This window comes from Bacillus sp. EB106-07-01-XG149, from assembly GCF_058791555.1.
The window spans coordinates 130488-150783 of record NZ_JBYTDP010000005.1; the positions used below are offsets into that span (position 1 = coordinate 130488).

Sequence of the window (20296 nt, forward strand, 5' to 3'; positions counted from 1 at the left end):
AAGTGAACCGCCCGTTAGAACGGGTTATATAAATAGAAGGAGGCGTTATAATGGAAGCGAATTTGAATACGCAAAAAGCTGGCGGAGAGAAGCCATCATTGTTCGGAATGATCACTTCTCCTGGTTTACAGTTTGAGAGAATGAAGACGAGCGAGAAAGTTTGGGGTATGTTCTTCCTAATGGCGCTATTACAAGGGTTGTTAAGTGCTTTTACTACATACGTTACGAATACGTCACCTGAGATGGTGAAAATGAAAAAAGAACTAGGTGAATTTGCAGGACAGAGTTCACTGACATCCGATGTTATTTCCAGCATTGTGTCGGGTACTATAGGTGGTATGTTGGTAACATTCGTCGTTGCAGCTATTTATAAAGTGTTTATGATGTTCTATGGGAATGATACCTCTTATAAAAAATTAATAACGATTATTGTATATGCGAACATTGTTGTTATTATTGGTGGATTTATTAATGCTATTATAGCTTTAATTTTAGGTGTCGCACCAACTGCATATACAAGCTTAGGACCACTATTTGAGACAGGTTCAGTTGCTTATGGAATAGGGAGTTCGATTGAAGTATTCTATTTATGGAATATCGTTTTAATTTGGTTAGGACTGCAAATTACAGCGGGAGTAAGTAAAGTGAAAGCAGCTATTCCAATTATCGTCTTATTCATCATTAAAGCGTTATTCTTAGCAGCGATTGTTATGTTAATTACAGCATTTTTACCAAATATGCCAGTATAAATAAGGGGGCGTTATAATGGAAACGAATATTAATACGCAAGATGTAGATTCGAAAAAGCCGTCATTATTAGGGATGATTACATCTCCAGGTGAACAGTTTGAGCGAATGAAGACGAAAAGTCCGGTTTGGATAGCTTTCCTTTTATTTGTTCTAATTGGGACGGTTACGACAGCTGCGGTATTTTATTTATCAGTGGTTAATACCCCAGAAGTGGCAAAAGAAATGAATGGCCAAGATGGGGAAATGATAAAATGGTTTGCACTTGGTGGCGGAGCACTTTTTGGTTTATTTGGAACACCTATCGGCCTCTTTATTGCAGCAGGTTTCTATAAAGTGATTATGATGTTAATGGGCAATGATACTCCTTACATGAAGATATTATCTATTTACTTATACGCTAATCTTGTTTTCTACATTGGGAGCTTGTTAAATGTAGGATTAGGTTTGATTTTTGAAGGAAATGGAACGGATGCTTATACAAGTTTAGCTCCTTTATTTGAAAAAGGAACAGTTTTAAATGGCATTGCATCTTCAATTGAGATTTTTAATATTTGGAGTTTAATTTTAACAGGATTAGGGTTACATATTGTGGCTGGCTTAAGCAAGAAACAAGCGACAATTTTAATTGTAATTTTCTTTATTTTAACGATAGGACTAGGTTTTCTAAAAGGTTTAGGAAACAGTTTTGGCGCATAATATGATTGGACTAAAAGGTGGCTCTCTCGAGAGTCACCTTTTTTATTTTTACCCTTATTTCAAATACGACTAGCAGAATTTCAAATTCTACTTCGTGTAATTTAAAATTTCGGCGGTAGTATTTAAAATTACTCACAGTGAAATCGCTTCTTTATTTTTATATTGTGGAGGTACCGGCGGAATAACAAAGAGGTATACCTTTTAGAAACAGGTACTGTGTGAAGCCAGCGACGTTTACAGAGACAGTTGTGTTGTATGAAGGAATGATTGTAAATCAAATAAAGAAGTTAGGTATTTATCAAGATCATGAAGAGTATTATCAATGTGGTTTAATTGGTCTTTGGCATGCATATGAAAGGTATGATGCGGAGAAAGGAAGTTTTCCTGCATATGCAGTTATAACTGTGCGTGGTTATATATTAGAAAGATTGAAGAAAGAGTTTGCAGTGCAAGAAAAGTGTGTATGTGTAGGGGAATATGAGGATATCTTCCATTTTGAAGATATTGAAATGAGAGCAAAGGATTTTATGAGTGTATTAGATGAGAAGGAGAAGTATATTATTTTCGAACGTTTTTTTGTAGGGAAGACGATGGGGGAGATCGCTAACGAGATGGAAATGACCTATTATCAAGTGAGGTGGGTGTATCGGCAAGCACTTGAGAAAATGCGAAATAGTTTAAGAGAATAAATATGATTATAAGAATGGAAGGCAATGGATATTGCTTTCCATTCTACTTATTCTGTTAAGGTAGTAAATGTAATAAGAGGTTTTTAAATTGTAGTGAATCTTGCATGTTCATACGTGATAATACGTATCCAGCTTTTAATAATTGCTGTTTTAACTTATGGGGACTGATATGTATTGTTGTAGTAGTGCCATTTGAAAAATGAATGTTAGCTTTTTTACTCTTTTTGAAAAATTCTATGTCATCTATATGGTTATAAAATAGCCATATACAGTTTGGAGAAGAAGGAGATTCTGTCGGGAAAGCACAAATATATTCTCGATGATTAATCGGAATTGGGACATTTTGTTTAAATTTAAAGTTTGTTTGGACTGCATTACGTCTACCTTGATAAGTAGAGTGAACATTGGTTAGACAAGATTGCTTGATGAGTTGGAGAGCAGTTTGACAGGAGTAAAGATGGTTTCCGCTACTTTCGATAATTTTTGTTTGATAATAAGGGTGCTTGTAAGGTTCCAGCATCATTGTAGAATTAGAAATAATAATATCATTTTCTTCATTCATAAATTTGATTCCTCCCTTATAAATGATAGTAATACCAAATATAATTATATACGAATTAAGTAAATTAATTGTTAATATTCCGTTTCATATTGTAAATTTTGGCTATTCGTTTACAATCAATAGATGTTAGTCTTTCTAATTTGCATCGCTTGTACATATATATGAAAATAGAAAAGAGTAGGCGGTGAGATAGTATGAAGAAAAAGTATATTATTATGGCTCTAGTTGTCGTGCTTCTAGTATATTTAGCAAATAGTAATCCGAGTAAAGGTGAATATACGGACTGGGCAGCAAAGCAGTTTATGAAACGTAATGATGTAAGTAAGAAGCTAGACGAAGTTCAAAAGGAAAATGAAGAGGGTCTCCTTGGCGATTTAGCATCGGCTGGTAAGAAGTTGGCGAAAAAATATGTTGAGCCACAAGTTGGATTATTAATCGAGAATTATACAAAGCGAAATGATTATATTTTCTTCTCAACATATACGACTGAGTTTGATATAGGCGGAGAACATTATAAATATGTATGCGTCGGTTTTTCAAAAATCTTTATTCCGATTGAAATGCCGAAGAAAAAAGACGAATCTGCAAAATGATGCAGATTCGTCTTTTTGTTTATAAGGTAATAGGAACTTCAGATACATTCTTTTCTACGAGACGAGCACCTTTTTTTCGGGTATTACCATTAATTGTTGAAAATACAGATGAGGCAAGAATGGTATCCATTACTTGATTTACGACTTGTGCATCGACGGGTGTGATCGGTTTTTCGATAGAAAAAACAACTGTTTTTCCATCTTCTTTCGCAAAAATTAATTCTAGTACTTGCATACTTTATTTCCTCCTTTTTATTTATCGTGTTATATGCGGGTAGGGCGATCGGTGTAATCAGCGGGGGATGCCCCCCACTGAGTAAAGTTTAACCTTATAGGGTAGAAAGATCTGATGTGCTAACAAGTTGTATAGCGTGAAGCGGTGATGCTTGTAAAGAAGCAAGAGCACGTGCTACGTTTTGTACTTGCTCTAAGTTTGCGTTTGTTTTAACACGCTTAAATTGTTTTTGCTTAAAAGCTGTTTTTCCGTTCTTATCTAATCCACTGTTTAAGACAAGACGTAAAGTTAAGTCCGTTACGATTGTTTCGACTGCCATGTTTATCACCCCCTTTCACTTTATAAATAGGGCGCAAATGTCATGTTTTGGCGTGAAATTTATTCTTTTTTTTGGTACGCTTAAAAGACTAAGAGAGGGGTTTCGGAAGAATGAATCGTAAATGGTTATTTTGGATTCCTGTTTTACTATGGATGGGGTTGATTTTCTATTCCTCGGCACAACCATATAAAAAGCAGGATATGCGTTCGGATATTGAACAATATGTAAATGTTGAGTTTGTGGAAGAGCATTTTTCGTGGGTATCTATCGATTATGGTGGTGGTACACCTGTTAGCATTGCAAATAAAGGTGTAGGCGGATTTATTGAGTTTTTCCTTCGTAAAGGTGCTCATTTTATGGTGTTCTTTATGCTCGGTTCATTGACGTATTATGCTTTTCATCGATCGGGTTATTCGAGAAAAAGGTGCTTCCTATACGCTCTTCTATTCGTTGCGGGATATGCAACATTTGATGAAATTCATCAATGGACTACGGGAGATCGTACACCGATGTGGCAAGATTCATTACTGGATACGTGCGGCGGATTAACAGGAATTATAATAAGCAATTGGTTTTGGAATAGAAAAAGGAGCTAATCTTTTGAGATTAGCTCCTTTTGTTTATACACCAAGTAATTCTTTTAGTTCATCTGTAGATAGTTCGGTCATCCAGCTATCGGTTGTAATGACGGCGTTGTTTAATGATTGTTTTCTTTCTAACATTTCATCAATTTTCTCTTCGAGTGTCCCTGTTGTAATAAGTTTATGAACGTGAACGAAGCGTTTTTGACCAATACGATATGCGCGGTCTGTTGCTTGGTTTTCTACAGCTGGATTCCACCAACGGTCGTAGTGAATGACATGGTTGGCAGCGGTTAAGTTTAAGCCAGTTCCACCTGCTTTTAACGATAAGATGAAAATGTCATACGTTCCGTTTTGGAACTGCTCGATCATTTTGTCACGTTCTTTCTTCGGTACACTACCGTTTAAGAAGAGGACGCGCTGACCGAAATGTTCTTCTAACACATTTTTTAGCATGTTCCCCATACCGATGTATTGTGTGAAGATTAAACAACTTTCATTTTGATCTTTTATATTTTCAATTAGTTCCATTAGCGTGCTCGTTTTCATGGAACGTTCAATGATGTCTTTTGGTTCTGTTTCTTTTAAATAAAGAGCGGGATGATTACAAATTTGTTTGAGTTTGTTCAGCATTAGTAATATAAATCCGCGTCTTTCAATCCCACTTAATCCTTCTACATTTTGCAATGTATCTTGAACAAGTTGTTCATATAAGGAAGCTTGTTCACCAGTAAGTGGGCAGTAAGCTTTCTGTTCTTGTTTATCAGGCAAGTTTAATGCGACGGTTTGATCTTTCTTCGTGCGACGCAGTAAAAACGGCGAGATAAAACGTTGAACTTGTTGGATTTTTCCTTCGTCACGATCCTTTTCAATCGGTGAGACGAAGCGGCGCTGGAATTGTCCTAAGCTGCCGAGATATCCATGATTAATGAAGTCGAAAATAGACCAAAGCTCGGCAAGTCGGTTTTCCATCGGTGTACCGGTTAAAGCGATTTTGTGATTTGCTGGCAAGTTTCGTACTGCTTTCGACTGTTTCGTATGTGGGTTTTTAATATTTTGCGCTTCATCCAAAATAACAGCATCCCAGCATAACGTACTAAGTTCTTCTTCATCAAGCTGAGCTAATGCATAAGATGTTAATACAACATCTGCTGATTGAAGGAAGTCTTTAAATGATTCGCCTTTCGCTCGGTTACTTCCATAATGTAACTGAACACGTAAATTTGGTGCGAAACGCTCAAATTCTTTTTGCCAATTTCCAAGAACAGATGTCGGTGCCACGATTAAAGCAGGGCCTGTTTGGAGATTGTTCTCTTTTATATATAGTAAGTAAGTGATCGTTTGAATGCTTTTTCCAAGTCCCATGTCGTCAGCTAATAATGCTCCGAATCCAAGCGTTCTTAAATATAATAACCACTCAATGCCATGTTGTTGATACGGACGGAGTGTTGCGTTTAGTGCAGAAGGGACAGCTACTTTTGGAATATCTCCAATGTGCAATAGTTTTTGGAATAGCTCTTCATAATATCCATCTAGCTCGATTTCAATATCGGTAAATGGACTATCTTCTTCTACAATTTCTGTTTCAGCAGTGTTTGATAAATGTTGCTGAAGGACATCTTTCATTTCTAGTCCATATTTATCGGCACGGTTCATAAGCTTTCGTACTTCTTCAATAAAGGCTGGATCCAGTCTCATCCATTGACCATTTATATTGAATAACCGTTTGTTTTGTTCAACGAGTTCGAAAAATTCGCTTTCGGATAAATCAATGCCGTTCGTTGAAATGCGCCAGTCAAAGTTAACGAGTGTATTCATGCCGAAGAAAGATTGCGTTTGCGTGGCATTTTGCTTCAGCTGCACACGTAATTTTGGTTTTGTCGCTTTTAAATTTTGCCACCAGGATGGCAGTAAAATCGTAATACCTGCAGCGAGTAATTCGTTACTTGCTTCTGTTAAGAAGTTCCACGCGTCTGTTTCAAAGAGCTCACTTCGGAATGTATCGCCTTCTTTTAACCACGGTACGAGCTTACTGAATCCTTCTTGTGTTTCAAGAATACGTTCTTCATAATCGTGCCATCGTTTTGGCAAAGAATCGATACTTTCATATACATATATGCGATGTGCCCCGCGCTTTGGTGTAACAATTGTCTCAAGCTTCCACATTTCAAATTCTTCTTGCGGCTCTTGTAGCCGTAGTCCGATTGTAAAGGGAAGGTCATCTTCAATGTAACCAATTTTTCGAAGCCAATCTTCTTCATGTAGTGCTGCATCCAATTGTCTTTTCGTAAAGTCGTAATGTTCATAAAGTCTCTTGGCATCTTCCCACCCATCGTTTGAACGGTTATCTTGTAATATGCTTTCATTTACCGCGGTCGAGAAAAGAGATACCAATGTGTCATCTTCGATTGGGGTATTTTGCACTTTCCAAGATGGTTGCTGAGACCAACGCTCCATATCAGGTACGAAGCTACCGCTTGTGAAGGCATCCCATAATTCGTTCGCATCTTTCGTAAGTGCTGTAATAGGGCCATTCATTTGAATATGGGCAAAGGAGTTCATCGGTTTATTAGCGATGTATTCAAATGCTTGTGCGTTTGTTAGCATAACACCTTGTTTTCCTTCAAAGGTCGCTTCTTTTAGAAACGTGCCGTAGAAGGAAGTGGAGTGCCACGTAAATGCATTTCGTTTCCAACTTGTTACGGATAATGGAGTACCGCTGTCATCTTCTCCCCAAAGGAACCAACCTTGACTAACGTGCTGGAGCCTAATTGTTACTTCAGTTTGATTGATCATCGATTAATTTTCCTTTCCGTAATTCCTCTTGTAGTGCACGCAGACGTGAATGTAAGTTTGCGATGTGAATAATGAAAGCATCCCATTCATCAGTGCGCTTTAATCGTTTATATAATGTACGTAATTTCTTTAAGTAACGAACTGCACGTCTATATGATTTGCGGTTTCGCTCTTCAATGGCCTCGGTAGCAGCAAGGTGATAAAGAGGAAGGGCTGCTTCTGGTGCTTCCTTTTCAATATCTTTCAGTGGCTCTTTCAAAAGTTCAATTGCTTCAAACCCATGTAAGAGCTGAAGTTCTGCCCATGTACGATATTGCTTTTTCGCGAGTACGTATTGCTCATAGTTTGCGAAACTATATGGTAATAGCTCTTGTAAAATCATTTCGAGTCCGGCTTGTTCATTTGTATGGGTTGCATACGTTTCATACATGATGACAAATAAGCGAACGATATCTTTTATGAAAATTGTATTTTCGTGCTCATGTATCGTTTTCTTCACTTGTTTATACGTAAAGGAAAGCCAGTTTTTCGCACGATCCCACTGCATTGTATTTAATAGCTCTTCTAACCAATAGAAGTACAGACTTACAACAGAAGCAGGCTGTTTTTTTAGTAAGTCCATCGCTAATAGGTCTTCGTCATTTAAAAAGAGTAGATGAGAAGATGCTAATGCTTTGGAAAGTGGATTGATTTTCGTATCGATTCGCTTTTCTTCTTCTTGCAGTTTCTCTTTATTGTGTAAGAGTTCACTCCATATGTGACGATAAATAAAAAATCTTTCTTGCGTATAGGCGTCAGTGGAGAAGAATACTTCGTGAACGAGACGAGCTGTTTCTTGCAAAATTGCTTCAGACTCTGAAGGAATCGCTTCTGATTGTAGGTCCCGAACGATGGATTCCACTTTATCTACAAATAAGCGAACGACGTTAACAGGCTGGTGATAAGAATACGTTTTATTTGCTTCGAAGTCCTGAATTTCTTCTAATAATTTTTGAAAGCAATAAAGCGCTGCGTGTAGCCTGAACAACTCATGTATCGCAACGATACGCGGAGCTTTCCGCTCGAGTTTCGTATAGAAGTCTGTAAAAATACTCATAAGAAAATACATTTGTTTATAAGTAAGCCGAGCTTGTTCTTTTTTAAATGATTCATATTCGTTGTCAAAATACGATTGCCAACTTTTATAATCCGTTTCTTCAAACGCTGATGATTGCAATACTTGTCTTGCAGTTCGAATAGGAGGAAGGGAAGGTTTCGTATTATTTTTAAATAAAGTTAATACATCTCCTACTTGCCCAAAACTAGATGCTGCAGATAGTAAAATAGCGAGCATATGCTCACATTGCGTTGGTGCAAAGCAATCGCAATAGCTTTCAGCGACGTTACGAATCGGGATATGGACGCTATATACGCTGCCTGCAGCATCTACAGTTCCTGATAGCGTATAACCATCAAAGTCAACGTTGTAGACAACACCACTACGATATAGGTGCCGAGCTGTAGCGACATGTTCCTGATCAGCTGTTTGCTGTGGATCTAGTCCTTGAACGAACTCATTCGCAATCATCATAATTTCATCTTTCGTAATTGAGTGTTGCAGCATAATATTCCTCCGTACACATATTTCTTTCCTTTACCATTATAAACAAAAAATGCTCAAAACAGAAAAAATGAAATTGGGATTATCATATTGTAACTGTGAATGGAGATGGAAAGGTGTTTTTCAATATTTTTGAACGGCATCTTTTTTGTAGTTTACTTCTCTTGTCAATCTTGTTCAGTAAATCGATATTTCGTGTCGAATCGTTGATATATTTTTCTCTGCTCGTGTTTACGAAGGGAAAATAAAAAGGATATCACTTAGCCGAAAAAATCCGACGAGGTGATATCCCTTTTTTACAATTATGAGCGCGTTTCCTTTAAAATCGCGTGCACATATGGATCATGTAATATTTGTTCTACAATTGGTAACATGTTTTGTTCGAATGGAATATCGATAGGAAATGGCTTTTGTGAGCCGGGTTTAATTCCATATTGGACAATTTTGTAATGTGTATTTGCTTCAGAGCTGAGCACAATTAATTTATATCGATTGTCATCGCCAGCGAGTGAAAAGTCAATGGAAGTAGCGTCGTATGTGACTTCATCTTTGTATATATATGGTTTGGGTGTACCGACCCAGTCTACTTTTGCTTGTATATTCATGAGTGTAACCTCCTTTATATGTATTATAAAAAAATAAAAGCCAGCTCTCAATAAAGAGAACTGGCTTTAGCAGTCATTGGTTATTTTAAAATTTTCACTTTAACAGTTTTGCGTCCCCATTTTTGAGCAGCGCTATCTGATCCAAGTAGGATGTCGATACGGTTACCTTTAATTGCACCGCCAGTATCTCCAGCGATAGCTTCTCCGTAACCTTCTACCCATACTTTAGATCCTAATGGAATTACTTTCGGGTCAACAGCGATCATTTTCATGTTTGGGTTCGCTGTTAAGTCATGACCCATTGCAGTTAATACACGGCCGCCGTATGTGCCACCGTTTTCGCTCGGATGAGCTGTATATGCTGTAGCTACAACTGTTAACTCACGACCACCAGAAGGTGTGCTAGTTTCAGCAGCTTTCACAGCAGGCTTAGCAGCTGGTTTTGCTTGTGCTGCAGGTGCTTGCGCTTTAGCTGGTGCTACAGTTTTAGCAGGAGCAGGTTGTTCTTGTTTCTCGATAACAGGTGCTGTACCTGTTAAGAAAGGAACGTGAACATAAGCTGTTTTCCCGTTATATTCAAATTGTAACCACTCATTTTGTACTTGTTTCGTTGTTTCGATCATATCGTCTTTCTTCAACGTTCCAAGAATTTCTGAGTTTGTGTTCGCTTCAGCACGTACGTTTAATACGTTAGCTGTTACGTAGTAGATGCTTTTTGTAAACTCTGTACTTACGAATGCGTCTTTACCATCTAAAGTGATTTTTGACCATCCGTTCTCTGTATTTTGAACATCTATTTTATTCCCGTTTAGTAATTTACCGACAACTTTTGATTCCGTAGTAGGGTTTTCGCGTACATTTAGTACGTCTGTTGTTACAACAGTTTCTGCATTAGCAGATGATGTGAAAATCCCAAGACCAAAAACTGCTGCTGTTGCTATTCCAATTAATTTTTTCATGATAGCCTCCATTGCGTTTGTTTTCGTGTCCTCATTATAGCAACAGATTTTTTCGGATTTCGGGAAAACACACAATTACAAACCATTCGTAATCAGTCGTTAACATCCTGTAATATAACAAAAAATATAGGAAAGCGTTTTTCATTCTATGTGATTAGTAGGTTTCTACTTATATTCAAAATATTTAATACAACATATATTTTTCGGCGTAAATAAAAATATTACAGGAGTGTTACATAATATTTACTAAACGATTACATTCCTTGAGTATTTTACCGTTTTATGGGTAATATAGTTATATAAACATAAACATTTCGTTTGTGAAACTATAAACACGTGCTATATACTAGCAAAAAAACCGCATAATTGTTACAAAAAGAAAGGGTTGCAAGGAAGAAAAATGCCCTTTTTTACATCTGTAACACATCCTTTTTTGGGAAAATACATTCCCATCCGCATTTTTCTCACACAATTTGACAGCAGTATTTCGATCTTGTAGCTCTTGCAGAGTGAAAAGGTTATACGGAAGGTAAGGCTGTCCATAAGAATTCGAATTGGTGAAGGTGAAAGTAAGAAAATCACCGTAAAATTATAGTTTTCTATCCGATTTTACATATCGGAATTTATGTTATTTACAAAAGTGAAACCTACGAAGGGGGATTTGATGAGGAAACTGACAAAAACATTCATCGTATCATTAACATTATGTATTGCATTTACAATTTGGGGGATTATTCCCGAATCTATTATTGGAAAAGGTAGCTTAGGAAATGTAACAACCGCAATTCAAACTGCATTAGTTAGTAAGTTTGGATGGTTCTATATTATTTCTGTTTCTATTATATTAGGTGTGTCTATCTTTTTAATTGTTTCGAAATACGGTTCTATTCGTTTAGGTAAAGATGATGATGAACCTGATTATAGTTATATGACATGGTTTGCTATGCTATTTAGCGCTGGTATGGGTATTGGTTTAGTTTTCTGGGGCGTTGCCGAACCATTAAACCATTTGTACGCACCTCCGTTTGGAGAAGGTGCAACTGAGGAAAGTGCGCGTCTTGCACTACGTTTTTCATTTTTCCATTGGGGATTACATCCGTGGGGACTATATGCATTTGTAGCGCTGTGTATTGCTTACTTTACTTTTAGAAAAGGAAAAGCAAGTACGATTAGTGCGACAGTAGGTCCGTTATTTAAAGGCGGGGAACATGGACGTATTGCTCATTCATTTGATGTGTTAGCTGTTTTCGCAACTGTGTTTGGTGTTGCAACATCATTAGGTCTTGGTGCGAAACAAATTGCTGGTGGTGTTAGTTATTTAACATCTATCCCGAATTCATTGCCGACACAGTTAGTTATTATTGCAATCGTAACCGTTCTTTTCATGTTATCTGCGCAAACAGGTCTTGATAAAGGAATTAAATATTTAAGTAATGCGAATATTATTTTGGCGTTTGCACTTATGATTATTGTATTATTTGCAGGTCCAACAAACTTTATTATGAATTACTTCACTTCAACAATTGGTTCTTATATTCAGGAATTGCCAAGCATGAGCTTCCGTTTAAGTCCATTAGATGAAGGCGGAAATCAATGGATTCAGTCATGGACAATTTTCTATTGGGCATGGTGGATTGCATGGTCACCATTCGTAGGTACGTTTATTGCACGTGTTTCACGAGGACGTACCATTCGTGAGTTTGTTATCGGTGTGTTACTCGTACCGACCGTAATTGGTGCACTTTGGTTCTCTGTTTTCGGCGGGACTGGTATTCATATGGAGCTGTTTGGTGATGCTCATATCTTCGACAAAGTGAAAGAGATGGGAACAGAAGTAGGGTTATTCGCTATGTTCGATCAGATGGGAAGCTTTGGATCAGCTTTATCGGTATTAGGTATTCTACTTATTGCAACATTCTTTATTACATCTGCAGACTCTGCGACATTCGTTTTAGGGATGTTAACGACACATGGTAGTTTAAATCCACCAAACCGCATTAAAATGGTTTGGGGTATCGTTTTAGCATCGATAGCTTCCACCTTATTATATGTTGGTGGATTAGAAGCACTGCAAACGGCAGCTATTATTGCGGCATTCCCATTCGTCTTCGTTATTTTCTTTATGATGGCGGCATTATTTAAAGAGTTACAAAAAGAAGGACATATGAAGCGTCATAAATAATAGAAGGAAAAGGGCTGATTTTGTATCAGCTCTTTTTTATATAGAAGGAATTTGAACTGCAAGTAAGGGAAATAAAATACTTTACTATATAAGTAGTATGCCTTTTACGCAAAGGAGAATCGATATATTTCGACAATATTCGATATCTTGTGGGTTCTATTCGTATTTTTGACAAAAAATTGTCGGAAATGTGTTGTCACGTTTATGTATATGTGCTATATTATTTCCTGTAAGCGATTTCAAATAGTTTTAAAGCGCATTCAAGGGGGACATCAAGAATAATGAAACGTTACGAAAGAAAGTGGAAGCATATTTGTTTGAAACGTGTGGCACATCGTAGTGTCCAAGAAAACACGGAACCTAAGACTGAAACGCGCAACGAACAGCAAGAGAAGCAATTGGTTCTACAAAAATAGCAATCACTTTTTCGTATATAAATGAAGGTCGATCGTTCGTTGGGGGATGGACGTGAAATTACTTTCAGCTAAGGGGTATTGTCTGATATATATAATTTATACGGCAATAAATCAGCACAGAGCATACGGCGCTCTGTGCTGATTTTTATTTTGTAAATAAAAATCAGTGGGAGAACTCCCACTGATTAAAGTTTTACTTTTCTTTTTTGAATCGAACTGTTTTATCCCAGCCAATGACTTGTTTCTTGCTCTTTGCACGTAAGTATAAAATTAAGCTGCGAATGAATAAGTACGTAAAGAGCTGTGCGTACGTAAAGTACATGATAACACTAATAAAAATATTAGTTGGTGTAAAGGTTCGTTCCACACTCTGGGCACTAAATAATTGAGAAACATATGTAATATATGCGACATACCACATAAATAGTAGCGGAATGCTATATTGAATTTGGAATATCCCGAGTAACCCAATTACAAACCAAACGTTCGAAATGATTAAGAATAGCCAAAATACAACATAAACTAAAACTTGTTGTAAGGAATGGACGAGAAGTTTTCCTTTAAAGAAACTTAAGGAAGAAAACATTTTTTCTAAAATGTACAAGTTCCCTTGGAGCCAACGTGTACGCTGCTTAATAAGGATTTTTAAATGCTCAGGTTCTTGTTCCCATGTAATCGATTCTGGAACGATTGGTAAGAGATAGCCTTTTTGTGTAATTCGTAATGTTAATTCAGCGTCTTCTGCAATTGCATACGGATCATAACCGCCAAGCTCTTCTAATGCAGAGCGGCGAAGAAGCATGTTTGTTCCTGTTAGTGAACCTGTTTGGAATAGTAACCAGCGTCCGGATTGCATAAGGAGCTGGAAGATTTGAAATTCTAACGAAATCATTCGTGTTAGCCAGTTTCTTTTTTCATTTACAGTACGAACGTGACCAACAGCTCCAACAGCATCCTCGGTTGTTTCAGCGTGTTCTACAAGCATTCGCAGTGCATGTGGTTCAGGCTGGTTATCTGCATCATACACACAGAAGTATTCACCATCTGAAATACTAAGACCATAGTTTAATACACGCGATTTCCCTTTTGGTTCACCCGCCGGAACACGAATGTGACGAATATGAGCATAAGCTTTGTCAAAATCATCACCAATTTCAGGTGTCTCATCTTGAGAGTTATCGTTTAATAAATAAACAGTTAGTTTGCCTGGATATTCAATCTTCGCCATCGCCTCTAAAGTATCTTTAATAACGACACCTTCATTGTGGGCAGGTATTAAAATATCGACGCTTGGATAATGTTCTAGCGTACGATCTTTTCGTTTACTATTTCGGTGAATTAAGCCTGCGAGTGTTAAGAAAGAATAGTAAACAAGTAAGGCAGAGAATAGAAAGGCTGTAAAGATAAGTATATATTTAATCGAAAATGTGATACTAATCCAAAAAACGAGTACGCAAAACAGAAGGAATAAAAGCAGTATAACGAGTGTCATCATAATAACGTCTTTCCTTTGTTCCCAATTTGCTCGCGTGAAATTTGTATATCTTTGATCGCTTCAGCAGCAAGCCATTGCTCCATTTTTGGCTTTAGACGGTTCATTACAATGTCAGCACCGGCTTCATTTGTGTTTTGTAATAAAATAACGAGCTTATTATTATCGTATTCAGCAGCAAGATCAAATTCATCTCTTATCGTTTCAACTAATAATGAAGCTACACGGTCTATAACACTTTCCTTTGTATATTTACTAAAGGAATTGAAATCAAAGTAAATAATAACGCCTGTTTCATTACGACGATTCATTGCAGTGATTAATAATGCTTGTCGTCTTTCGAATTCTTGTCTTGTTAATAATTTTGATTCTCCAATGTATTGTTCTAACGTTCTCACACGTTCGGTTAATTCTTTATTTTCATGAATAACCTTTTTTAATAAATGAGTTGAGATATATACGATGAAGAAATTTGCTACCATTAGGAAGTGAGTAATAATGTATTCCCATTGTTCTGATGTACTCCACAAGTAAAGCCATGCTTGGTAGAACAGATAGAATACAGAAGTAATGGTTCCTAATATAAAAAGAACAAATGCGGTTTTATCAGTCAATAATAGAAATAGTACATTAACAATTACATATATAATTGTGAAAATGAGAGCATGCTCATATTGCGTTACATGTACAGTTGTAAAATAAAATAAAATTTGTAAAATCCACATAGAGAGGACTTTATAGAAGTTATTTTTCACAAAACTTTCCTCCTTAAAGGTAATTCATGCAAGGATACTTGTAGTATGCGCAATTATTAAGAAATAGACCGGATGACTAGGTTATTTTGGAGAGTAACCACAAGTAGTATCTCTCTTTTGCAAGAAAAAATAAACAGACTTACTAATTATTGTATCATAATGTTCTTATATTTAAGCATAAAGTATTTAATATATACCAAAAAAATATACAACATATAATAAAAAGCCCCCTCTTTAGAAAGAGGAGACTTTGCATCATTTTATAGGAACATCATACCTGCAACTGCTGCATTTAAGAAGTTTGCTAATGTACCAGCGATAACTGCTTTAATCCCTAACTGTGCAATTTGTTTACGGCGAGTAGGAGCTAACGTTCCTGTTACACCTAATTGAATTGCGATAGAAGAGAAGTTTGCGAATCCACAGATTGCGAATGTTAAAATTAAGTTTGTTTTTGCAGAGAACTCTGCCATGTGTGGTCCCAAGTTTGCGTATGCAACGAATTCGTTGATTGCAAGTTTTTGACCGATAAAGCTTGCTGCTTGTACAGCTTCACCAGGAGAAACCCCGATTAAGATTGCAAATGGTGATAGTAAGTAACCGAAGATTAAATCAAGGCTAAGTTTAATATGGAACAGAGAGCCAATTAATCCTAATAGACCATTTAATAAAGCGATTAATGCGATGAAAGCCATTAACATTGCTGCTACATTAATAACAAGTTGCATACCTTCAGATGCACCACGTGCAGCTGCATCAATAACGTTTGCGTCTTCACGTTCTGTAGAAAGCTCAACGTTATTATCTACTTCTTCTGTTTCTGGCATAATTAGTTTTGCAATTAATAAACTTGATGGAGCTGCCATAATTGCTGCTGCTAATAAGTGTTCTAACGGAATTCCCATCGCTGCATAGCCGACAAGAACTGACCCAGCAACAGCCGTCATACCACTTACCATAATAGTGAAGAACTCACTATTTGTTAACCGTGCTAAGTAAGGTTTGATTAAGATTGGTGCCTCAGTTTGTCCTAAAAATACAGTTGTTACTGAGTTTAAACTTTCTGCTTTAGAAGTTCCAAGAAGTTTACTTAATGCACCACCAACGACACTAACAAATTTCTGCATAATACCGAAATGATATAAGATTGCTACTAATGAACTAATAAATACAATTGGAAGTAGTGCTTGAATAAAGAAGACAAATCCCCAAGGGCCTTTTGCGTTGACTAAATCCCCAGCAACGAACTTAATTCCCTCGTAAGAAAAATTGATTAATCCTTGAACACCATCAGCAGCGTATTTTAAACCTGCTTTTCCGGCATCCCATCGTAATACGATAAATGAAAATGACATTTGTAATGCTAGCGCGATTAAAATTGTGCGCCAATTAATAGCTTTGCGGTTGGAAGATAGTAAAAAAGCAATTGCTAATACTCCAATCACGCCGCCAATTCCCCATAAAAGATTCATGCAGTGTATGCTCCTTCCTCATAGTAAAAAAGTGTATAAACCAGTTGTCTATACGTTTGCGAATATAACATCTTAAGTAACTTATCATAATGGACATCGGAGGTCAAACGTCTAACGAAAAGTTTAAATAAAAAGAAAATTCTTCAAAAAAACACATATAAAATGATTAGACATGAAATAGGTTATGTTTTTTATGAGAATATATACATTATGATAACGTTATGGGTTATTTTTGTGGAATATAGTGTATGAAATAGGGAAATAGATACATTATTTTTTCTTGGATATAGGTGACACATACTAAAAAGAGCCTTCTAGTAATCTAGAAGGCTCTAAAAATATAACTTAAGGTGCTTTTGTGTATCCTAAGAAATGGCTCTTCCAATAAGAGTTACTTAATGAAGCGATTGCTACACCTTTATCTCCGGCTTGGATAAATGATCCGCCCCCAAGATAAATACCCATATGAGAAGGACCTGCTTTATAAGTGTCTTTGAAATAAATTAAGTCACCTGGTTGTGGATTTGAAGTTTGTGGTAGGCTACTCCAATATCCTGCAACACTTTGACGACTAATGTTATGACCAAATTTCTTAAATACGTGGTAGATGTAACCACTGCAGTCAACACCAGTAGCAGAAGTACCGCCCCAAACGTACGGTACGCCTTGCATTCCTTTTGCATATGCAAGTATGGAAGAACTGTCACCACTAGTATTGCCTGTATTATTGTTGTTATTGTTTTGATTGTTATTTTGGTTGTTGTTAGGCTTATTATCTACTGCGCCACCAACTGGTGTTTTAGATAGGAAACGTGTTCCGATGTAACCATTTTGACCGTTGTAGTTAATTTTACTCCATCCAGAGTTTTCAGAGATTACTTGAACCTTCTGTCCTTGTGGAAGTGCGCCTATGATTCTATAATTTGTACCTTCGCCGCTACGTACGTTTAGTGCAGAAGCATTAATGTAGTAGTCACCAATTGCACCTTGATTAGGTTGTTCAGGCTGTTTCGGTTGTTCAGGAGTAGAAGTGCCACCTTTAACGAATTTTACAAATTCGCTACTAACGAAGCCTGTTTTCCCTTGATAGTTTACTTTAAACCAACCGTTTTCAGAACCAACTACGTTTAATGTAGTACCATTTAACACGCCACCAATTACACTATGGTAAGCAGCAGGGCCTGTACGAACGCGTAGAGATGTTGCGTTAACAACGTAAGTACCGCCAGTTTGAACAGTTACATTATTATTTTGTTCTTGTTTGTTATCTTGGTTGTTTCCTTGTGTAACGTTGTCGTTAGAACCGCCTTTTGTTACGTAGTCTTTGCTTACGTAAGCAGTTTGTCCTGCATAATTGATTTTGAACCAATCTTGAACTTCGCCAACAACTTGTACAACTTGTCCTTTTGTAACAGAACCTACAGTTGTATGAGAAGTGCTAGGGCCTGTACGAACACGAAGGGAAGATACATTTACTGTATAGTTTCCGCTTGCTGGTTTTACAGTTGTTTCGTTGTTCGTATTTGTATTGTTGTTTGAAGAACCCGTATTGGAAGAAGCGCCAGATACAAATTGGCTACTTACATAACCTACTTGTCCATTATGGTTGATTTTCACCCAACCATTTTCTTGACCAATTACATTTAATGCTTGTCCTTCATATACACGTCCTGAAACAGAACTAGAAGTGTTTGGAGCTGTACGTACACGTAATACATCAGCAGTAACTTTATTGTTTCCACCTGTTGTACTTACATTAGAATTGCTTGCTCCATTTTTTGATACAAATTCGCCACTAACAAATCCTGTTTGTCCATTAATGTTAATTTTGAACCAACCATTTTCTTCGCCAATCACATTTAATGATTGACCGTTATAAACACGCGAGATGATGTCGTGAGAAGTACTTGATCCTGCACGAACATGTAATACGCTAGTGTTTACCGTATAAGATGAGCTGTTTGATGCAGAAGCTTGGACAGTTGTAGCAGCTTTTTGTGTATTTTGTTCAGGGGCAGCTTGAACACTATCAAGTGTAGGTGCTGCTCCTCCTGCTACAGACACTGCCGCAAGACCGGCAAGGTATTTTTTCATAATTTGTCGATTCCTTTCTGTCTGTAATGTAGTGAAGAAATATTTACCAACTGTTAAAAATTCTAAAGAGCATGTCGATTACTGTCAAGACTTATGCGGTAATCTGAATATGACAAAAAGATTACAAAAAAAAATCAAGGCATAAATCTATACCTTGATTTCCATTTAAATACATATATTGAATGTAGAAAGGATAGAAATTATACGTGTTTAAGAAGATGACATATTGGATTGTAACAAGCTTTGAGAAAAGGATCTTTGCAGCATTTTAGTTATAGGACCAACTTGACCATCTTGAATTGCGGTTCCATCAAGGTGAGTCATCGGCAAAATTTCAATCGTTGTTCCTGTGAAGAAGCATTCATCTGCTTGATAAACATCGCGAATACTGAAAAGTTCTTCTCGTACAGGAATACGAAGGGTTTTCGCTAAGGAAAGGACATATTGACGAATGATGCCATTTAAAATAAGGTGATTGGCTGGATGTGTGTAGAGAGTTCCGTTTTTTATGAGAAAGAAATTAGAACAGCTTCCCTCAGTTACAGTACCATTTCGTACGAAAAGAGCCTCTTTGCAACCTTTGCGTTCAGCTTTCGTAGCAGCTAATACATTGGGTAATAAATTTAATGATTTGATATCACAGCGTAGCCAGCGCGTATCTGGTTCTGATATAGCACGTACACCATATTCAATCCATAACGCTGGTCTTTCTTTCTTCGTAATATAGGCATAGATTGTCGGCGGGACGTCATATGAGAATGTGTGGGTACGAGCTTGTACACCACGAGATACTTGTAAATAAATCGTTCCATCTTCGTAGAAATTATTATTTTCAATTAGTTTGTAAAGTAGGATAATCAGTTCTGCTTTTGAGAAAGGGAGTGATAATTCTATTTCTTCCATGGAGCGATATAATCTTGTGATATGCGGATCTAATAAGTGAAAGTTCCCTTTATATAAGCGAATAACTTCGTAGACACCATCTCCAAACTGCAAGCCTCTTTCTTCAAAATCTATGTACGCGTGATGTTTTGTTGTATCAATAACTGCATCATTCCATAGTACAAATTTTTCGTATGCCAATTTCTGTCCCATCCTTTCGTAAGTGCATAAGTAAAGTGAAGCTTTCATTCATTTGGAATAAAAATCACTATAGTAATTTTTATGTGAGTACTTCTTTACATATGACGTATATGTATTTGTAAATGGTAGAGAAGTAGTAGTGATTTACCCCGCTATTTGTGGGCAGTAATACTCCCACTTAAAAATTCAGCTGGGGCAAAGAAGTGAAGCAGGCGAATAACTGCCCGTAAATGCCCGATTGGTGAGGGCTGATAATCAGTAGGGTGAACACCCCCCCACTGATTAAAGTTTCACTTTACAGCATTTTGTATATACAAATTCGAAAATAAGAAATAAGAATCCTGCTTTTGAATAAAAAAAAGCAACATTCTTATGGAATGCTGCACAAGGAGGGTAGCTATCTTTCATAGGGACATC

Annotated in this window: 18 protein-coding genes; 6 read left to right on the plus strand and 12 right to left on the minus strand. The window is 36.9% G+C overall.

The features are described from left to right. The first annotated feature begins 50 nt into the window (after positions 1–50). The 3 genes from yknW (AC3WTA_RS20400) to AC3WTA_RS20410 all read left to right on the plus strand — a co-directional run bounded on the left by yknW (AC3WTA_RS20400) (position 51) and on the right by AC3WTA_RS20410 (position 2135). A complete protein-coding gene (yknW, locus tag AC3WTA_RS20400; protein ID WP_000387950.1) occupies positions 51–749 on the plus strand; it encodes a YknW family membrane protein in 699 nt (232 codons plus the stop codon). Between the two features lie 16 nt (positions 750–765). After that, positions 766–1446, plus strand: a complete 681-nt coding sequence (yknW, locus tag AC3WTA_RS20405; RefSeq protein WP_000449616.1) for a YknW family membrane protein — start codon at positions 766–768, stop codon at positions 1444–1446. 218 nt (positions 1447–1664) lie between these two features. Continuing rightward, positions 1665–2135: a sigma-70 family RNA polymerase sigma factor gene (locus AC3WTA_RS20410; RefSeq protein WP_098094156.1), complete on the plus strand. Its 471-nt coding sequence runs from the start codon at positions 1665–1667 to the stop codon at positions 2133–2135. A 55-nt stretch (positions 2136–2190) separates the two neighbouring features. Here AC3WTA_RS20410 and AC3WTA_RS20415 read toward each other — a convergent pair whose 3' ends face one another. Then, a complete protein-coding gene (locus tag AC3WTA_RS20415) occupies positions 2191–2697 on the minus strand; it encodes a competence protein ComK (protein WP_001001399.1) in 507 nt (168 codons plus the stop codon). Positions 2698–2891: 194 nt separating this feature from the next. On the opposite strand from AC3WTA_RS20415, the gene AC3WTA_RS20420 reads away from it, so the two are divergent. After that, a complete protein-coding gene (locus AC3WTA_RS20420; protein ID WP_000731403.1) occupies positions 2892–3290 on the plus strand; it encodes a DUF4359 domain-containing protein in 399 nt (132 codons plus the stop codon). Between the two features lie 19 nt (positions 3291–3309). Here the strand turns inward: AC3WTA_RS20420 and AC3WTA_RS20425 are convergent, their stop codons facing one another. Both AC3WTA_RS20425 and AC3WTA_RS20430 read right to left on the minus strand, forming a co-directional pair. After that, positions 3310–3525 carry a DUF2922 domain-containing protein gene (locus AC3WTA_RS20425; RefSeq protein WP_492333000.1) on the minus strand — a complete coding sequence of 72 codons (216 nt, stop codon included), beginning with the start codon at positions 3523–3525 and terminating at the stop codon, positions 3310–3312. Positions 3526–3619: 94 nt separating this feature from the next. Further along, positions 3620–3844, minus strand: a complete 225-nt coding sequence (locus AC3WTA_RS20430; RefSeq protein ID WP_000257711.1) for a DUF1659 domain-containing protein — start codon at positions 3842–3844, stop codon at positions 3620–3622. 110 nt (positions 3845–3954) lie between these two features. Here AC3WTA_RS20430 and AC3WTA_RS20435 point away from each other — a divergent pair, with 110 nt between their 5' ends. Further along, positions 3955–4440: a VanZ family protein gene (locus AC3WTA_RS20435; protein WP_001080699.1), complete on the plus strand. Its 486-nt coding sequence runs from the start codon at positions 3955–3957 to the stop codon at positions 4438–4440. A 24-nt stretch (positions 4441–4464) separates the two neighbouring features. Here AC3WTA_RS20435 and AC3WTA_RS20440 read toward each other — a convergent pair whose 3' ends face one another. The 4 genes from AC3WTA_RS20440 to AC3WTA_RS20455 all read right to left on the minus strand — a co-directional run bounded on the left by AC3WTA_RS20440 (position 4465) and on the right by AC3WTA_RS20455 (position 10385). After that, positions 4465–7221, minus strand: coding sequence for a DEAD/DEAH box helicase (locus AC3WTA_RS20440; protein ID WP_492333001.1), 2757 nt, complete (start codon positions 7219–7221; stop codon positions 4465–4467). Next, a complete protein-coding gene (locus AC3WTA_RS20445; protein WP_098653688.1) occupies positions 7205–8824 on the minus strand; it encodes a hypothetical protein in 1620 nt (539 codons plus the stop codon). Before AC3WTA_RS20445 ends, AC3WTA_RS20440 begins: the two co-directional genes overlap by 17 nt. Before the next feature lie 299 nt (positions 8825–9123). Further along, complete coding sequence (locus AC3WTA_RS20450) at positions 9124–9426, minus strand: DUF3910 family protein (RefSeq protein ID WP_001025274.1); 303 nt, start codon at positions 9424–9426, stop codon at positions 9124–9126. Between the two features lie 80 nt (positions 9427–9506). Then, entirely contained in the window at positions 9507–10385 is an 879-nt protein-coding gene (locus AC3WTA_RS20455) for a cell wall-binding protein EntA (RefSeq protein ID WP_000733335.1), read from the minus strand. 664 nt (positions 10386–11049) lie between these two features. On the opposite strand from AC3WTA_RS20455, the gene opuD reads away from it, so the two are divergent. Beyond that, positions 11050–12567, plus strand: a complete 1518-nt coding sequence (opuD, locus tag AC3WTA_RS20460; RefSeq protein ID WP_001229111.1) for a glycine betaine transporter OpuD — start codon at positions 11050–11052, stop codon at positions 12565–12567. Between the two features lie 609 nt (positions 12568–13176). Here the strand turns inward: opuD and AC3WTA_RS20465 are convergent. From AC3WTA_RS20465 to AC3WTA_RS20485, 5 genes are all read right to left on the minus strand, one after another. Further along, positions 13177–14478, minus strand: a complete 1302-nt coding sequence (locus AC3WTA_RS20465; RefSeq protein WP_000988743.1) for a glycosyltransferase family 2 protein — start codon at positions 14476–14478, stop codon at positions 13177–13179. Then, positions 14475–15230 carry a GGDEF domain-containing protein gene (locus AC3WTA_RS20470; RefSeq protein WP_088107480.1) on the minus strand — a complete coding sequence of 252 codons (756 nt, stop codon included), beginning with the start codon at positions 15228–15230 and terminating at the stop codon, positions 14475–14477. Before AC3WTA_RS20470 ends, AC3WTA_RS20465 begins: the two co-directional genes overlap by 4 nt. Positions 15231–15490: 260 nt before the next feature. After that, positions 15491–16702, minus strand: coding sequence for a NupC/NupG family nucleoside CNT transporter (locus AC3WTA_RS20475; protein ID WP_001051032.1), 1212 nt, complete (start codon positions 16700–16702; stop codon positions 15491–15493). 345 nt (positions 16703–17047) lie between these two features. Further along, on the minus strand, positions 17048–18796 hold the full coding sequence (locus AC3WTA_RS20480; protein WP_000760305.1) for a C40 family peptidase: 1749 nt from the start codon (positions 18794–18796) through the stop codon (positions 17048–17050). Positions 18797–19006: 210 nt separating this feature from the next. Beyond that, positions 19007–19891, minus strand: a complete 885-nt coding sequence (locus tag AC3WTA_RS20485) for a D-amino-acid transaminase (RefSeq protein WP_078183253.1) — start codon at positions 19889–19891, stop codon at positions 19007–19009. Positions 19892–20296: the final 405 nt, after the last annotated feature.

Excerpts from the sequence above, each read along its gene's own strand:
- yknW (WP_000387950.1), top strand. The coding sequence starts at position 51 with ATGGAAGCGAATTTGAATACGCAAAAAGCTGGCGGAGAGAAGCCATCA.
- yknW (WP_000449616.1), top strand. The coding sequence starts at position 766 with ATGGAAACGAATATTAATACGCAAGATGTAGATTCGAAAAAGCCGTCA.
- AC3WTA_RS20415 (WP_001001399.1), bottom strand. The coding sequence starts at position 2,697 with ATGAATGAAGAAAATGATATTATTATTTCTAATTCTACAATGATGCTG.
- AC3WTA_RS20420 (WP_000731403.1), top strand. The coding sequence starts at position 2,892 with ATGAAGAAAAAGTATATTATTATGGCTCTAGTTGTCGTGCTTCTAGTA.
- AC3WTA_RS20425 (WP_492333000.1), bottom strand. The coding sequence starts at position 3,525 with ATGCAAGTACTAGAATTAATTTTTGCGAAAGAAGATGGAAAAACAGTT.
- AC3WTA_RS20430 (WP_000257711.1), bottom strand. The coding sequence starts at position 3,844 with ATGGCAGTCGAAACAATCGTAACGGACTTAACTTTACGTCTTGTCTTA.
- AC3WTA_RS20435 (WP_001080699.1), top strand. The coding sequence starts at position 3,955 with ATGAATCGTAAATGGTTATTTTGGATTCCTGTTTTACTATGGATGGGG.
- AC3WTA_RS20440 (WP_492333001.1), bottom strand. The coding sequence starts at position 7,221 with ATGATCAATCAAACTGAAGTAACAATTAGGCTCCAGCACGTTAGTCAA.
- AC3WTA_RS20445 (WP_098653688.1), bottom strand. The coding sequence starts at position 8,824 with ATGCTGCAACACTCAATTACGAAAGATGAAATTATGATGATTGCGAAT.
- AC3WTA_RS20450 (WP_001025274.1), bottom strand. The coding sequence starts at position 9,426 with ATGAATATACAAGCAAAAGTAGACTGGGTCGGTACACCCAAACCATAT.
- AC3WTA_RS20455 (WP_000733335.1), bottom strand. The coding sequence starts at position 10,385 with ATGAAAAAATTAATTGGAATAGCAACAGCAGCAGTTTTTGGTCTTGGG.
- opuD (WP_001229111.1), top strand. The coding sequence starts at position 11,050 with ATGAGGAAACTGACAAAAACATTCATCGTATCATTAACATTATGTATT.
- AC3WTA_RS20465 (WP_000988743.1), bottom strand. The coding sequence starts at position 14,478 with ATGATGACACTCGTTATACTGCTTTTATTCCTTCTGTTTTGCGTACTC.
- AC3WTA_RS20475 (WP_001051032.1), bottom strand. The coding sequence starts at position 16,702 with ATGAATCTTTTATGGGGAATTGGCGGCGTGATTGGAGTATTAGCAATT.
- AC3WTA_RS20480 (WP_000760305.1), bottom strand. The coding sequence starts at position 18,796 with ATGAAAAAATACCTTGCCGGTCTTGCGGCAGTGTCTGTAGCAGGAGGA.
- AC3WTA_RS20485 (WP_078183253.1), bottom strand. The coding sequence starts at position 19,891 with ATGGGACAGAAATTGGCATACGAAAAATTTGTACTATGGAATGATGCA.